Here is a 15,920-nt window from a genome sequence, read left to right on the forward strand (position 1 = left end):
CATGCAGGCAGAGAAGTTTCATGACCTCCCGCTTGAAGACGTGTTAGGTGACCGCTTTGCACGTTATAGTAAATATATTATTCAAGACCGCGCGCTTCCAGATGCGCGTGACGGTTTAAAACCGGTACAAAGACGTATTTTATATTCTATGTATGTAGAAGGAAACGTACATGATAAAGCGTTTCGTAAATCAGCTAAAACAGTAGGTAATGTTATCGGTAATTATCATCCACATGGTGATTCCTCTGTATATGAGGCGATGGTCCGTTTAAGTCAAACTTGGAAAGTACGTAATGTTTTAGTTGAAATGCACGGAAATAACGGTAGTGTTGATGGGGATCCAGCAGCGGCAATGCGTTATACGGAAGCACGTTTATCACCAATCGCATCTGAGTTATTACGTGATCTTGATAAAGAAACAGTAGAATTCGTGTCAAACTTTGATGATACGAGTGAAGAACCTATTGTATTACCGGCAATGTTCCCGAACTTATTAGTGAACGGATCTACAGGGATTTCCGCTGGTTATGCAACAGAAATTCCACCGCATCATCTTGGAGAAGTAATTGATGCTACAATTATGCGTATCGATCAACCGAATAGTTCTGTGGAGGACTTGTTAACAGTTATTAAAGGACCAGATTTCCCTACAGGTGGTATTATACAAGGGATAGATGGCATTAAAAAAGCGTATGAAACAGGTAAAGGTAAAATTATTATTCGCGGAAAAGCAGAGGTTGAAACGATTCGTGGCGGGAAGCAACAAATCGTTATTACAGAAATTCCGTACGAAGTAAATAAAGCGAATCTTGTTAAGAAAATGGATGAATTACGTATAGATAAAAAGCTAGATGGAATTGCTGAAGTACGTGATGAGACAGATCGTACAGGTCTTCGTATCGTTGTAGAATTAAAAAAAGAAGCGAATGCTGAAGGTATTTTAAATTATTTATATAAAAATACAGATTTACAAATTCCATACAACTTTAATATGGTAGCGATAAATAATCGTCGTCCGACACTTATGACATTACCTAAGATTTTGGATGCATATATTGGACATCAGAAAGAAGTTGTTACAAGACGCTCACAATATGAATTAAGAAAAGCAGAAAATCGTCAGCATATTGTAGAAGGTTTAAAGAAAGCATTATCAATTTTAGATGAAGTGATTGAAACGATCCGTGGGTCTAAAGATAAGCGTAATGCGAAAGATAATTTAAGTGCGAAATTTGGATTTACAGAGGCGCAGTCAGAAGCAATTGTTTCACTGCAATTATATCGTTTAACAAATACAGATATTACAGCGCTAGAGCAAGAAGCAGCGGAACTTAGTAAGAAAATTATAGAGTTACAGTCAATTTTACAAAGTGAAAAAAGACTTTTTCAAGTTATTAAAACAGATTTGAAGAGAGTAAAGAAAACATATAGTGATAATCGCCGTGCGATAATTGAAGAGGAAATTGAAGAAATTAAAATCGATGTGGAAGTTATGATTCCGCAAGAAGATGTCATCGTTACTGTAACGAAAGAAGGCTATGTGAAACGAACAGGTTGGCGTTCGCATAATGCATCGAACGGGAAATACTTCGGTATGAAAGAGGGTGACATCTTACTTGAGCGTTTCGATACAAACACGACAGAAACCGTTCTTTTATTTACGAACAAAGGAAATTATATTTATCTTCCTGTGTATGAAATGCCAGAAATTCGTTGGAAAGATTTAGGTCAACACGTTGCGAATCTTGTTTCACTCGAGCGAGATGAATCGTTAATTTGGGCAACAGTCGTACCGAATTTTGAAGAAGAAAAACGATTTATCGTATTTGTTACACGAAACGGTATGATTAAGAAAACAGAATTAAACCAATATAAAGTGCAGCGTTATTCACGGGCATTCGTTGCTGTAAACTTGAAAAAAGATGATGAAGTTGTTGATATATTTGCGACAGATGGGACAAGTGATATTGTTCTTGCAACACATGGTGCATATGCACTTGTATTCAATGAAGAAGAAGTAAGTCCAGTTGGTGTCAGAGCAGCTGGTGTGAAAGCAATTAATTTAAAAGAAGATGACTATGTTGCTTCTGGTAAACCGTTAAATGGTGAAAAAGATCAACTTATTCTCGTTACGCAGCGAGGTGCTGTGAAACGTATAAAGGCATCGGAAATTGAGAAATCAACGAGGGCGAAGCGAGGCCTTGTAATTTTTAAAGAGTTAAAACGTAATCCGTACCGCATTGTCGGTATTGAAATTGTTCGAGATGATGAATTAGTTTACATGAAGACAGAGAAACACATTGTAGAAGAAATTGATCCGAAAGCGTTTCGAAATAAAGACCGGTATAGTAATGGTAGTTTAGTACTAGATGTTAATGATACTGGTGAAGTAATTGAAACGTGGACAAAGAAAAGAACGGAATAAAGTGAAACTTTAATCAGTGGTTTTTTTTCCATCCCCCACTGATTATTAGCCTTCACCAATCGGGCTTTTACGGGCAGTTGGTCTCCCGCCTAACTTCCCTCGCATTCGCCTTATTTTGAGGTGGGAGTCTTACTGCGCGTTAATGCGGGATAAAGGGAGCATCTTGCTATGAATGATAGCAAGATGCTTTTTTCTAAGCAAATCATTATGTATATAAAAATAATCTTGTTATAATAATGAAATGAAATCGTTCTCATAAAGTGAAACTTTAATCAGTGGGAATTTTCTTTATCCCCACTGATTATTAGTTGAACCAATCGGGCTTTTACGAGCAGTTGATTCCTCACCTAATTTCTTTGCTTTCGCTGAATTTTGAGTTAGGAATCTTACTGCCCGTTAAAGCGGGACAAATGGAGGGGCAACATGAAAAAAATAGGTGTAGGGATTGTAGGATTTGGATTTTCTAGTACAACATTTCACATCCCGTTATTACAAACGATAGAAGAATACGATATTCGTGCTATTTTATCATCAAAAGAAGAAGTAGTGAAACAAGCATTACCAAATGCTGAAGTTGTTGGTACAATTGATGAATTAGTAAATCGAGCTGATATTGACTTAGTGGTCATTACTTCGCCGAATACAACCCATTTTCCATATGTAAAAGAAGCAATTGTACACGGTAAGCATGTTGTTGTGGAAAAACCATTCGTTGTTTCAATTGAAGAAGGAGAAGAACTTATTTCATTAGCGAACCGACATAATGTCGTTTTAAGTGTGTATCATAATCGTCGTTTGGATAATGATTTCTTAACGATAAAGAAATTATTACAAGAAAAAAGAATAGGGAATGTATACGCATATGAAGCGCATTTCGATCGTTTCCGCCCACATGTACGCGATCGCTGGAGAGAAAAGAACTTACCAGGATCAGGTATATTATATGATTTAGGATCGCATTTAATTGACCAAGCATTATCATTATTTGGGAAACCAGATGCGATAAGCGCAGATGTAATAAAGCAACGACCAGGTGCAGCAGTGGATGATTACTTCCATGTTGTACTTCACTATGGAGTGAAGCGCGTTATTTTACATAGTAGCAGTTACGTAAAGCAAGCTGGACCACATTTTACACTGCATGGAGATAAAGGCTCTATCGTGAAGTATGGTATGGATTCACAGGAAGAACAATTAAAGACTGGAATGAAGCCAGGGGATAATGGTTATGGAGCAGACTCTGAAGAGAATTTTGCTACTTTAGAAACAGAAGAAAGCTTAGAGCGTATTCCAACAGAAGTCGGCTGCTATGACATGTATTATAAAGGCGTGCGAGATAGCATATTAAATGGTGAAAAGCTACCTGTAACTGCTCAAGAAGGTTTAGACGTTATTAAATTGATTCAATTGGCGACTGAGAGTAGTGAAACGGGTAGAGTCATTGCGGTAAAATAAAAAAGACACGAATTTCGTGTCTTTTTTATTAGGAACATATGAATATGACTCATTATTTAGTTTAATCGTTTATCATACATTAACTGGATTTGTATGCCGAAAGGATCTTCAATAATACCATATGCTTCACTAAATATATTTTTTTCTAATGGAGAGATTATTTTCACATGCTTATCGGAAATTAAATTATTATAAAATCTTTGTATTTCTTCTAAATTAGCACTTTGAATGCAAAGTGACATGTTATTTCCAACGCTATAACGTTCAGTAGGGTTCATTGTATCTTCGGCTATCATTAGCTTTGTATTCCCAATTTGTAAAACAGAGTGGGCAATATGATCTTTATTTTCATTTGTAATTTCAAAAGAACTATCTCTTTTGGCCAGTTCTTCATACGTAACAATCATTAACTTCTCGGCTTCTAAATTACGTGTATAAAAATTAATTGCCTCCTTTGCTTGCCCATCCATTGAAAGAAAAATAGCTATTTCTAATGTCATAAATATATAACTCCTTTATTAGTTAATAATTATAATATAGACTAAAAAGGTTTCAATACATGACACCTTTTATGGAGGGAAATATGAAAAAAACTGAACGAATAAATGATATGCTTATTTTCTTAAATAATAAAAGATATTTTAATTTAAAAGATTTAATGGTTAGATATGATATTTCTAAAAGTACCGCTCTACGAGATATTCAATCATTAGAAGAAATAGGTGTACCAATATATTCTGAACTAGGTAGAAATGGAAGTTATAAAATTATAGAAAATAGTGTGTTATCACCAATATATTTTAGTGTGGATGAAATGTATGCGTTATACTTTTCGATTCTTACATTAAATGGATACAAAACAAAGCCATTTAATATAGAAAGTATTGCGCTTGAAAATAAATTTAAACATGTATTACCTGATAATGTGAGTAAAAATATTTCAATCATGGAACGAACGCTTTCCTTTGAAGTAACAAATCATAGTAACTTTAGTCCGTTCTTAAAAGAACTTTTACAGGGGATTTTTGCTGAACGGGTTTATCGTTTAACATATTTGAAAAAAGATGAGGAGAAAGCATTGGTCGCCCAATTTATTCGAATAGAATCTAAATTTGGACAGTGGTATGCTAAAATTTTTAATTTTGAGACAAGTAATGCTCAAATAATTAGATGTGATAAAATTCTCTCTATTATGGAAACAAGCAATACTAATCCAAAAAAGCTCGAAGAACTATTAAGTTATCTTACTACTTTTCACAGAAAGCCTGATGCAATTGATTTTATTGTCATTGTTAATCAAGAAGGAAAAGACATTTTTGATAAAGAGAATTATCCTTCCATGAGGATACAAAAAGAAAAAGAAAATTACATTATAACAGGCTATTTTAACAAGAAAGAAATTGATTTTATTTCAAGTTATTTTTTGAATTTCGGAAAAACGATTATCTCAATTCAGCCTGTCGTGCTGAAAGATTTAATCTATAATAAGGTAGTATCTATAAAACATCATTTAACTTCTTTGAGATAAAGTTAGTTTTAATAATTCTTTTCGACATGAAAAAGCCCTTGAGATTTAAATATCCAAAGGGCTTTTTTATGATTTTGTTTGTTCTTTAGAAAAAATTATTTTTCTGGGACGGAAAGTCCATAAAAAAACATCGTAACTACATCTTGTATATGTTTTTCTCGATCTCCTTCAAGAAGCTGTGCCCCGAAATCATCACCTAATTTAGTGAACATTTGAATGTAAAGTAACATCATTTCTTTTGAAAGGTGTGGATTAATTTCATTTTTGCGCTGTGCTTGTTCTAATATTTCTAAATACCAAGGCAAGATTTTTTCGTTTTGATAACTATAAATAAATTCTCGGAGCGCTTCGTCTCTTTGCATCATTTGTAGTAACATATCAGGCTGAAATAACCCCCCAGTATTCATTTTTCTTACAATCATTTTTTGCATCATATCATGAAAAGGTAATTTTTCTTCTGCAAGCTCTTTATAATATTGAAATTCAGATATTATAAATTCTTGTATAAGTTCCCTAAATAACGCATCTTTACTTCCGAAATGATTATAAATTGTCACTTGAGAAACGTTTGCTTTTTTTGCAATATGTTCTATTTTCACTTCATTAAATCCACGTTCTGAAAATAATTTAAAGGCCGCATCCTTAATGGCACGTTTTTTCTTTTCTTTCACTTTTTCAAAGCCGTTCAATACAATCACCTCATTTAAAATATACAAGAAAAAATAATTGAAAACAATATTTTTGAAATATGGACGTATAAATATTTCAAAAAGTTGTTGCGAATATGAAAGATGAGGAGTACAATAATTTTGAAATATCACATGTTAAATATTTCAAAAAATGAGGTGGGTTTATGATTTCAGTTCAAAATGTCACAAAACAGTTTTCAAATGGAAAAGGCTTGTTTGATATTACATTTGAAGTGAAAGAAGGAGAAGTTTTTGGCTACTTAGGACCAAATGGTGCTGGGAAATCAACAACGATTCGTAATTTAATGGGATTTATAAAACCGACGGCTGGTAAAGCGACAATTTTCGGATTAGATTGTTGGGAAGATGCTGCGAAAATTCAAAGAGAAGTTGGCTATTTACCAGGAGAGATTTCTTTTATTGAAGGAATGAATGGATTAGAGTTTTTAAATTTGATGCAAGGAATGCGTGGGTTAAAAAATATAAAAAGACGAGATGAATTGATAGAACGTTTGCAGTTCGATGTGAAAACACCAATTCGAAAAATGTCTAAAGGAATGAAACAAAAAGTAGGTATAGTTGCGGCATTTATGCATGATCCAGAAGTGTTAATTTTAGATGAACCGACATCAGGACTCGATCCACTTATGCAGCAAGTATTTATAGATTTAATATTAGAAGAAAAGCAAAGAGGAAAAACAATCCTTATGTCATCGCACATTTTTACTGAGATTGAGAGAACTTGTGACAGAGTGGCTATAATTAAAGATGGTCGCCTTGTAACGGTTGAAAATATTCATGATTTACAAAGCTTGAGACGACAGGTAATAGATGTAACCGTATCATCTCAAGAAGAAATCGAGTCTCTTACACAATGTAATTTGCAATTTGAAGCGGTGAAAGGTAGAGAAGCATCGATTATTGTGCAAGGAAACTATCAAACTGTTTTACAAACACTTTCAAACTATAATGTAACGGCGCTTCAAACGAGAGCAATGGATTTAGAACATTTATTTATGCATTATTACGATAAGGAAGAAGGGGTAAAGCATGAATAAGCAATTGTTTTTAGCTAGTTTGAAAGAAACGAAAAAAAGTATATTCAGCTATGCTACTGGTGCAGCTCTTTATTTATGGTTATTAATTTGGATATTCCCATCGATGGTTTCAGCCAAAGGTTTAAATGAATTAATAAGTGCCATGCCTGGTAGTGTGAAAAAAATTGTTGGAATGGAAAGTCCGATTCAAAATGTAATGGATTTTTTAGCTGGTGAATATTATAGTCTATTGTTTATTATCATTTTAACAATTTTTTGTGTCACGGTTGCAACGCATTTAATTGCTCGTCATGTAGATAAAGGGGCGATGGCATATTTATTAGCAACACCTGTATCAAGGATGCAAATTGCAATTACACAAGCTGCTGTTCTCATATTGGGGCTACTAATAATTGTAATTGTTACTTATGTAGCTGGTATATTAGGTGCAGAATGGTTTTTAAAAGATAATAACTTAAATCGAGAATTATTTTTGAAAATAAACATAGTCGGAGGGCTTATATTTTTAGTAGTTAGTGCCTATTCATTTTTCTTTTCTTGTATATGTAATGATGAAAGAAAGGCACTTAGCTACTCAGCCAGTTTAACAATCTTATTTTTCGTATTAGATATGGTAGGGAAATTAAGTGATAAGTTAGAGTGGATGAGAAATATATCTTTATTTACATTGTTTCGTCCGAAAGAAATTGCTGAAGGAACATATAATATATGGCCAGTAAGTATAGGCTTAACTGCTGGAGCGCTTTGTATCTTCATAGTAGCAATTGTAGTGTTTAGGAAGAGGGATTTACCGTTGTAAATTAGAAAGTCCACTGAGAAAGTGGGCTTTTTTCGTTTTTGTAGGAAAAAGATTTCTAAAATATACATTATTTATTAACGATAATCTACAGTCTGTTTATTAGAAAACATAATTAACACTATTAAATTAGTGTATATGTAACGATAAAAAACGATGTTAAAAAACTATATGGAATTTTTATGAATATTACTGTAAGAAAATAATTTTTTAAAAATTTTTAATAATAATACTTTACAAATTTTAAAAAATTAGTAGAATAAGAAGTAGTAAGAATCGTCTGATAAGTATATAAAGAAAAAGAGAATTATCAGAAAATTCTTAAATAGATATCGTTTAGAATTAGGGAGGGTACAGAAAATGAAAAAGAAAAAAATGAAAAAACTAACAGCAGTTGTAGTACCGGTTTTAGCAATGAGCATGGCACTAACAGCATGTTCTACATCAGGCGGAGATAAAAAGACAAGCACAAACTCAAGTGGAGATAGCAAGTCAGAGGGGAAATTAGCGGCAAAACAAGTGTTAAATCGAACAGAAACAAATGAAATTCCAACGATGGATACTTCGAAAAATACGGATACACTTGGTTCGCAAATTTTAGGAAATACAATGGAAGGTTTGTATCGCCTAGATAAAGATAATAAGCCAACTCCAGCTGCCGCGGAATCTAGTACGAAAAGTGAAGATGGTAAAAAATATACATTTAAACTACGTAAAGATGCAAAATGGTCAAATGGTGATCCAGTAACTGCGAAAGATTTCGTATATGCATGGCAACGTCTATTAGATCCGAAAACAGCTGCTGAGTATGCGTTTATCGCATTCCCACTAAAAAATGCAGAAGCGGTTAATAAAGGAGAAAAACCTGTAACTGAATTAGGAGCGAAAGCGTTGGATGATTATACGCTTGAAGTTGAATTAGAGCAAGCGGTACCGTACTTCTTAAACTTAGTAGCATTTCCATCGTATTATCCACTAAATGAAAAATTTGTAAAAGAAAAAGGGGATAAATACGGTTTAGAATCTGATACAGTAGTTTATAATGGACCGTTCGTTCTTACTGACTGGAAACATGAGCAAGGTTGGAAGTTGAAGAAAAATGATCAATATTGGGATAAAAAGACTGTAAAATTAGATGAAATTAACTATAGCGTTGTAAAAGAGCAAGCAACTCGTGTGAATTTATATGATAGCGGTCAAGTTGACTTTGCTTTATTAAATGGTGAGTTTGTCGATAAATATAGAAATAAGAAAGATGAGTTTGGAACATATTCACAAGTGAGTACGTATTTCATCCGTCTGAATCAAAAACGTGGTGGACAAGATACACCGTTAAAGAGCAAAAAATTACGTGAAGCAATTGCGTTATCAATTGATAAAAAGAATTTAGCAACTGTTATTTTAAATGATGGCTCACAACCTGCTGATTTCTTAGTACCAAAAGGTTTAGCAACTGGACCGGATGGTAAAGATTTCCAAGAGACATTTAAAAATGGTCTGAAACAAGACTCCAAAAAGGCAGCTGCAGCATGGGAAGAAGCGAAAAAAGAGCTTGGCAAAGATCAAGTTACGATTGAATTTTTAAACTACGATACTGGTAATGCGAAAAAAGTTGGAGAATATATAAAAGATCAAATTGAGAAAAATTTAAAAGGTGTAACAGTAAATATTAAACTTCAGCCATTCAAGCAAAAACTAAAATTAGAAACTGAGCAAGAGTATGATATTTCGTTTGCTGGCTGGGGACCTGACTATGCAGATCCAATGACATTCTTAGATATGTTTGATTCTAAGCATTCTCATAACCAAATGAGCTTCTCTGATCCGAAATATGATGAAATGATCAAAAAAGCGGGCGGTGAATTAACGAATGATGCTAAAAAACGTTGGGAAGAACTAGGAAAAGCAGAGAAATTATTACTTGAAGAGGATGTAGCGCTTGTACCTATATATCAACGTGGAGATGCTTACGTTTTACAACCGAATATAAAAGGCATTGTTCACCATAATATTAGTCCAGAGTATAGCTTTAAATGGGCTTATGTAACTGAGAAAGACGGAAAATAATAGCTTTTAAAAAAGCATTCCAAAAGTAGCTAATCTACTTTTGGAATGCTTTTTTTATTGTAATTAAATAGAGAAGAATAAGGGGTATAGTATGTAAATACAGTAGATGAGGGATAAATCATACTAAATCACGAAGAAAAAATCTGAATATTTAAAATAAAACTATTTACAAACGCGGAAAATAGAGTAGAATAATATTAGTTATAATTTTCTGAAAAGTAAATCCTTAGCAAGGGGTCTCTCAAGGGTTGGTATTGTACATATAATTGGGGAGGGTATAAAAATGAAGAGAAAAAAGATGAAAAAGTTAACAGCAGTTGTAGTACCAGTTTTAGCGATGAGCGTTGCATTGACAGCGTGCTCTGGGTCAGGTGGAGAGAAGAAAACGACTACTACATCTAATAGTGGGGAAGAAAAAAAATCTGATATTAAATATGCAGCGAAGCAAGTATTAAATCGTACGGAAAACCAAGAAATTCCGACGATGGACACTTCTAAATCTACTGATACGTTAGGGGCACAAATTTTAGGGAACACAATGGAAGGGTTATATCGTCTTGATAAAGATAATAAGCCTATTCCAGCTGCTGCAGAATCAAGTACGAAAAGCGAAGATGGTAAAAAATATACGTTTAAACTGCGTAAAGATGCGAAATGGTCAAATGGAGATCCTGTAACAGCGAAAGATTTCGTATACGGATGGCAGCGCTTACTTGATAAAAACACAGCGGCGGAATATGCGTTTATTGCCTACTATATTAAAAATGCAGAAGCGATTAATAAAGGTGAAAAACCTGGAACTGAATTAGGAGCGAAGGCGGTAGATGATTACACGCTAGAAGTAGAATTAGAAAAACCGGTACCGTACTTCTTAAATTTATTAGCATTCCCGTCATACTATCCATTAAATGAAAAGTTTGTAAAAGAAAAAGGAGATAAGTTTGGTTTAGAAGCAGATACAACGGTGTATAATGGGCCATTCGTTATGTCTTCATGGAAACATGAACAAGGATGGCAGTTGAAGAAAAATGATAAATATTGGGATAATAAGACTGTGAAATTAGAAGAAATTAATTATAGTGTAGTAAAAGAAGTTGCTACGAAAGTAAATTTATATGATACAGGATCAATTGATTTCACACTACTATCAGGAGAGTTTGTAGATAAATATAAATCGAATAAAGATGAATACGGTGAGTATGCAGAATCAAGTACATTCTTCTTACGTTTAAATCAAAAGCGTAACGGACAAGATACACCGTTAAAGAGTAAAAAACTTCGTGAAGCAATTGCATTATCAGTTGATAAAAAAGGTTTAGCAAATGTTATTTTAAATAATGGATCAAAAGCAACAGATCAATTGGTTCCAAAAGGGCTTGCGACAGGACCTGACGGTAAAGATTATCAAGATACGTTTAAAAATGGTCTGAAACAAGATACGAAAAAAGCAGCAGCTGCATGGGAAGAAGCGAAAAAGGAACTTGGAAAAGATCAAGTTACAATTGAATTACTAAGCTATGATGATGGAACTGCGAAAAAGATTGCTGATTATGTTAAAGATCAAATTGAGAAAAATTTAAAAGGTGTAACGATTAATACGAAAATTCAGCCGTTCAAACAAAAATTAAAATTAGAATCAGCGCAAGATTATGAAATCTCTTATGCAGGTTGGAGTCCAGACTATGCGGATCCGATGACATTTATTGATATGTTTGAATCGAAGAGCCCATATAACCAAATGAGTTATTCAAACCCGAAATACGATGAAATGGTACAAAAAGCAGGTAATGAATTACTGTCTGATCCGAAGAAACGTTGGGAAGCGTTAGGGAAAGCAGAAAAATTATTCCTTGAAGAAGATGCTGGATTAGTACCTTTATATCAAACAGGAAGATCATATGTAATGAAACCGAATGTAAAAGGAATTGTGAAACACAACATCAGTCCAGAATATAGCTTTAAGTGGGCGTATGTAACTGAGGATGGCGGAAAGAAATAACATGAAAGCATTTCAAAAGTGGCTAATATGCTTTTGAAATGCTTTTTTTTGTATGAATAGGAGAATAAGGCACATGGAAATTTTGAGGTTACTTTTAAAATTCTACTGTAGGAAATTAGAAAAGAGTTCAACAATTGGATAGATAAATGATAGCAGAGATTTCATATTGATGAGAAAAATATAGAATTTAGTAATAGAGAAGAATAAGAGGAGGTATGTTTACATATAGTAGATGGGGGATAATTCATATAATAGTAAAATAACAAGTTACTATCATAAAAAAATAAACTTTTAGAAAATTCTTAAAAATACTTTACAAAACCGAAAAAAATAGTAGAATATTAATTAATAAGAATTTTCTGATAAATAAAGTTGGTAGAAATCTCTAAAAGTTAGTAGCATACATATAATTGGGGAGGGTACAAGAATGAAGAAAAAGATGAAGAAGTTCACGGCGGTTGTAGCGCCAGTATTAGCAATGAGCATGGCGTTAACAGCATGTTCAGGATCTGGTGGGGAGAAGAAGACGACTACTACAACGTCTAATAGTGGGGAAGGGAAAAACTCTGATATTAAATACGCAGCAAAGCAAGTATTAAATCGTACAGAAACGAATGAAATTCCGACGATGGATACTTCGAAAAATACAGATACGTTAGGTTCTCAAATTTTAGGAAACACGATGGAAGGGTTATATCGTCTAGATAAAGATAATAAGCCAATTCCAGCTGCGGCAGAATCTAGTACGACAAGCGAGGATGGCAAAAAATATACATTCAAATTACGGAAAGATGCAAAATGGTCAAACGGTGATCCTGTAACAGCGAAAGATTTCGTATTTGCATGGCAACGTCTAGTAGATCCAAAAACAGCTGCTGAGTATGCATTTATTGCATATTATCTTAAAAATGCAGAGGCAATAAATCAAGGGAAAGCAGAAGTTTCTACATTAGGTGTAAAAGCGGTAGATGATTATACACTTGAAGTTGAACTAGAAAGACCAGTACCGTATTTCTTGAATTTAATGGCATTCGCGTCTTACTATCCATTAAATGAAAAATTCGTAAAAGAAAAAGGAGATAAATACGGTTTAGAGTCTGATACGACAGTTTATAATGGACCGTTTGTGCTTACCGATTGGAAACATGAGCAAGGATGGAAATTAAAGAAAAATGATCAGTATTGGGATAAAAAGACAGTGAAGCTGGATGAAATTAATTATAGTGTAGTAAAAGAAGGGGCTACTAGAGTAAATTTATATGATACAGGTGCAATTGATTTCGCACTTTTATCAGGTGAATTTGTTGATAAGTATAGAAACAATAAAGAGGAGTTTGGAGCATATTCAGAAACAAGCACGTTTTACTTACGTTTAAATCAAAAACGAGGTGGGCAAGATACACCGTTAAAGAGCAAAAAATTACGTGAAGCAATTGCATCATCAATTGACAAGAAAGGTTTAACGAATGTAATTCTAAATGACGGTTCAAAACCAGTGGATTACTTAGTACCAAAAGGTTTAGCAAGTGGTCCAGACGGTAAAGATTTTGCAGAAACATTTAAGAATGGTTTAAACCAAGACTCGAAAAAGGCAGCAGCAGCTTGGGAAGAAGCGAAAAAAGAACTTGGAAAAGATCAAGTGACAATAGAGCTATTAAATTATGATACTGGTAATGCGAAAAAAGTTGGGGAGTATGTAAAAGATCAAATTGAAAAGAATTTAAAAGGTGTAACAGTAAATATTAAACTTCAGCCATTTAAGCAAAAACTAAAATTAGAATCAGAACAAGATTATGATTTCTCATATGGCGGCTGGAATCCAGATTATGCGGATCCAATGACATATCTTGATATGTTTGAAACGAAAAATTCGCAGAACCAGATGAGCTATTCAAATTCAAAATATGATGACATTATTAATAAAAGTAAGACGGAATGGATGGCTGATGCAAAAAAACGTTGGACAGAGTTAGGGAAAGCAGAAAAATTGTTACTTGAAGAAGATGTAGCGCTCGTACCTTTATATCAAAGTGGTAGATCATATGTTATGAAACCAAATGTAAAGGGAATTGTGAAACATAATATTAGTCCGGAATATAGTTTCAAATGGGCGTATGTAGAAGAGAAATAATAAAAGAAAAAAGCATTTTCAAGTTGCGGTATTATAGCACTTGAAAATGCTTTTTTTTCTGTGCACTATTTTTTTATGGATGAATATATGTATTATAGAAAACTCAAAGGAGAATCTCATGAAACGAAACACATACATCGATTTTCTAGCTTACTACGGAATAGGGAGTGCTCATCCTGGTGGTTTTACGTTAACAAAACAATTATTATCTCAATTGCCACTTAGACATGGGGCTAGTGTCCTTGAGATAGGTTGCGGCACGGGGAAAACAGCGGCGTATATGACAAAAGAATTGGGTTATAAAGTGACAGCGGTTGAAAAGAATGAAATTATGATTCAAAAAGCGAAAGATAGATGGTTGTTTGATGGTTTAAATATACAATTGATTCAAGGAGATGTAGAAGGATTACCGTGTTTAAATGATTCATTTGAGCTTGTACTTGGAGAATCTATCCTCGCTTTTACAAATAAAGAAAAGGTTATTTCGGAATGTTATCGTGTATTACAAAAGGATGGAAAGCTTGTTGTCATTGAAATGATTACCGAAAAACATATTGAGAAGAAAGAGGAGGAAAAGATTGGACAGTTATACGGTATGAAAGAATTATTAACTGAGAATGAGTGGATTCATTTATTTCAAGCAGCAAATTTTAAAAGAATTACAATTGCGGGTGGCGGAACTATTGCAGAAACAGTTGCAGGACATATGGAAGAGCCAGAGTGGAATGTATCACCGTTTATTCCGGAAGAATTGTATGAGGCGTGGGTGCAACACGAACAAGTACTGCTTATGTATCAACATATTTTAGGGCATCGCATTTTTATATGTGAGAAATAGAGAAAAAGAGTTGGCTAAAGATAGTCAACTCTTTACTATGTTAGATGAAAAATAATGCAGCCAAAGTAATTCCAAAAATAAAGCCAAATCCGAGTTCAAATCCCCAGCCGCCACCAAAGCCACAACCGCCGCAACCACGACGGCCACATCCGCAGCCACCGAATCCACCACTGAATCCACCATCGAATCCACCACCACATCCAAATCCACAGTTATCACATCTGCTAAGACCGCCGCAAATATCACATCCGCCGTTTGAATATGCGCCATGGTATCCAAATCCTGTATCAAAAGATGAACGCTGCTGTACTGGCTCAATCCAAACAGAATCATTTGTCACGTCTATTATTTTTCCTAAATGGATATGACCATCACGATCTTCAATTCGAACAACTTTTCCGAAATAACGTTGGCATGTATTATAACATTTTTGTCTATGCATGTTCTTTCCTCCTTCCCCCATTACAGTAATACGATATGTAAGGGGGACAAGTGCGGCTTGTACGAATGACCTATCTATCATAATTGTTATAGGAAAGGGGAAATATACGAACAGGATATATAGTGAGGAGGAAATGAAATGAAATCTACAGATCAATTTCAGACGTACGAAGTTCCTTGGGAAGAATTTATAGAAGCATTGCGAGGTGAAATGAAGAAGCAAGTAGGAGCGGATATTATAGATACAGTAGTTTGTAATTTGGAAGATGGTTTTGAAGTGTATACATATGTGCAGGGTGATTTGGATTTCGAGTATACAGAAGCTCTTGAACGAAAATATGGGAGTGATGCGAAAATACCGAATTTGTTAACAGTTATGCTGGTAGCTAGCATTTATAATACGGGTGAAGAGAATATACGTTTACATGCAGATAATAAAGATAATCCAATTGTTGAGGTATATGTGAAGCAATGAAACACGCTGTGAAAGGCG

13 protein-coding genes are annotated in these 15,920 nt (G+C 34.1%); 10 read left to right on the forward strand and 3 right to left on the reverse strand.

Annotated elements, in window-relative coordinates; translation table 11 throughout:
• The first annotated feature begins 1 nt into the window (after position 1).
• Both parC and BG05_RS13960 read left to right on the forward strand, forming a co-directional pair.
• Entirely contained in the window at positions 2-2,425 is a 2,424-nt protein-coding gene (parC, locus tag BG05_RS13955) for a DNA topoisomerase IV subunit A (RefSeq protein ID WP_002014315.1), read from the forward strand.
• 423 nt (positions 2,426-2,848) lie between these two features.
• Positions 2,849-3,880, forward strand: coding sequence for an oxidoreductase (locus BG05_RS13960; protein WP_002185185.1), 1,032 nt, complete (start codon positions 2,849-2,851; stop codon positions 3,878-3,880).
• Between the two features lie 56 nt (positions 3,881-3,936).
• On the opposite strand, the gene BG05_RS13965 is transcribed toward BG05_RS13960, so the two are convergent.
• Complete coding sequence (locus BG05_RS13965) at positions 3,937-4,380, reverse strand: VOC family protein (RefSeq protein ID WP_002185186.1); 444 nt, start codon at positions 4,378-4,380, stop codon at positions 3,937-3,939.
• Between the two features lie 59 nt (positions 4,381-4,439).
• Here BG05_RS13965 and BG05_RS13970 point away from each other — a divergent pair, with 59 nt between their 5' ends.
• A complete protein-coding gene (locus BG05_RS13970; protein WP_002185191.1) occupies positions 4,440-5,408 on the forward strand; it encodes a helix-turn-helix transcriptional regulator in 969 nt (322 codons plus the stop codon).
• A gap of 95 nt (positions 5,409-5,503) precedes the next feature.
• On the opposite strand, the gene BG05_RS13975 is transcribed toward BG05_RS13970, so the two are convergent.
• Positions 5,504-6,097 (reverse strand): TetR/AcrR family transcriptional regulator, encoded by a 594-nt coding sequence (locus BG05_RS13975; protein ID WP_002128486.1) that lies wholly within the window; start codon positions 6,095-6,097, stop codon positions 5,504-5,506.
• 164 nt (positions 6,098-6,261) lie between these two features.
• Between BG05_RS13975 and BG05_RS13980 the strand changes: the two genes are divergently transcribed.
• From BG05_RS13980 to BG05_RS14005, 6 genes are all read left to right on the forward strand, one after another.
• A complete protein-coding gene (locus BG05_RS13980) occupies positions 6,262-7,155 on the forward strand; it encodes an ABC transporter ATP-binding protein (RefSeq protein WP_002128485.1) in 894 nt (297 codons plus the stop codon).
• A complete protein-coding gene (locus BG05_RS13985; protein WP_002128483.1) occupies positions 7,148-7,954 on the forward strand; it encodes an ABC transporter permease subunit in 807 nt (268 codons plus the stop codon). The genes BG05_RS13980 and BG05_RS13985 overlap by 8 nt, the downstream gene beginning before the upstream one ends.
• A 357-nt stretch (positions 7,955-8,311) precedes the next feature.
• On the forward strand, positions 8,312-10,018 hold the full coding sequence (locus tag BG05_RS13990; RefSeq protein WP_002185195.1) for a peptide ABC transporter substrate-binding protein: 1,707 nt from the start codon (positions 8,312-8,314) through the stop codon (positions 10,016-10,018).
• A 283-nt stretch (positions 10,019-10,301) separates the two neighbouring features.
• A complete protein-coding gene (locus BG05_RS13995; protein WP_002185196.1) occupies positions 10,302-12,017 on the forward strand; it encodes a peptide ABC transporter substrate-binding protein in 1,716 nt (571 codons plus the stop codon).
• Between the two features lie 427 nt (positions 12,018-12,444).
• Positions 12,445-14,148 carry a peptide ABC transporter substrate-binding protein gene (locus tag BG05_RS14000; protein WP_002185197.1) on the forward strand — a complete coding sequence of 568 codons (1,704 nt, stop codon included), beginning with the start codon at positions 12,445-12,447 and terminating at the stop codon, positions 14,146-14,148.
• A 118-nt stretch (positions 14,149-14,266) separates the two neighbouring features.
• The gene (locus tag BG05_RS14005) at positions 14,267-14,986 is read left to right on the forward strand and encodes a class I SAM-dependent methyltransferase (RefSeq protein ID WP_002185198.1); all 720 of its coding nucleotides are present in this window, start codon (positions 14,267-14,269) and stop codon (positions 14,984-14,986) included.
• Positions 14,987-15,026: 40 nt separating this feature from the next.
• Here the strand turns inward: BG05_RS14005 and BG05_RS14010 are convergent, their stop codons facing one another.
• The gene (locus BG05_RS14010) at positions 15,027-15,428 is read right to left on the reverse strand and encodes a hypothetical protein (protein WP_016096373.1); all 402 of its coding nucleotides are present in this window, start codon (positions 15,426-15,428) and stop codon (positions 15,027-15,029) included.
• Between the two features lie 138 nt (positions 15,429-15,566).
• Between BG05_RS14010 and BG05_RS14015 the strand changes: the two genes are divergently transcribed.
• On the forward strand, positions 15,567-15,902 hold the full coding sequence (locus BG05_RS14015; protein WP_002185200.1) for a hypothetical protein: 336 nt from the start codon (positions 15,567-15,569) through the stop codon (positions 15,900-15,902).
• Positions 15,903-15,920: the final 18 nt, after the last annotated feature.

Origin of the sequence: Bacillus mycoides, assembly GCF_000832605.1 — a bacterium.
In the GTDB taxonomy this organism is placed as follows: domain Bacteria; phylum Bacillota; class Bacilli; order Bacillales; family Bacillaceae_G; genus Bacillus_A; species Bacillus_A mycoides.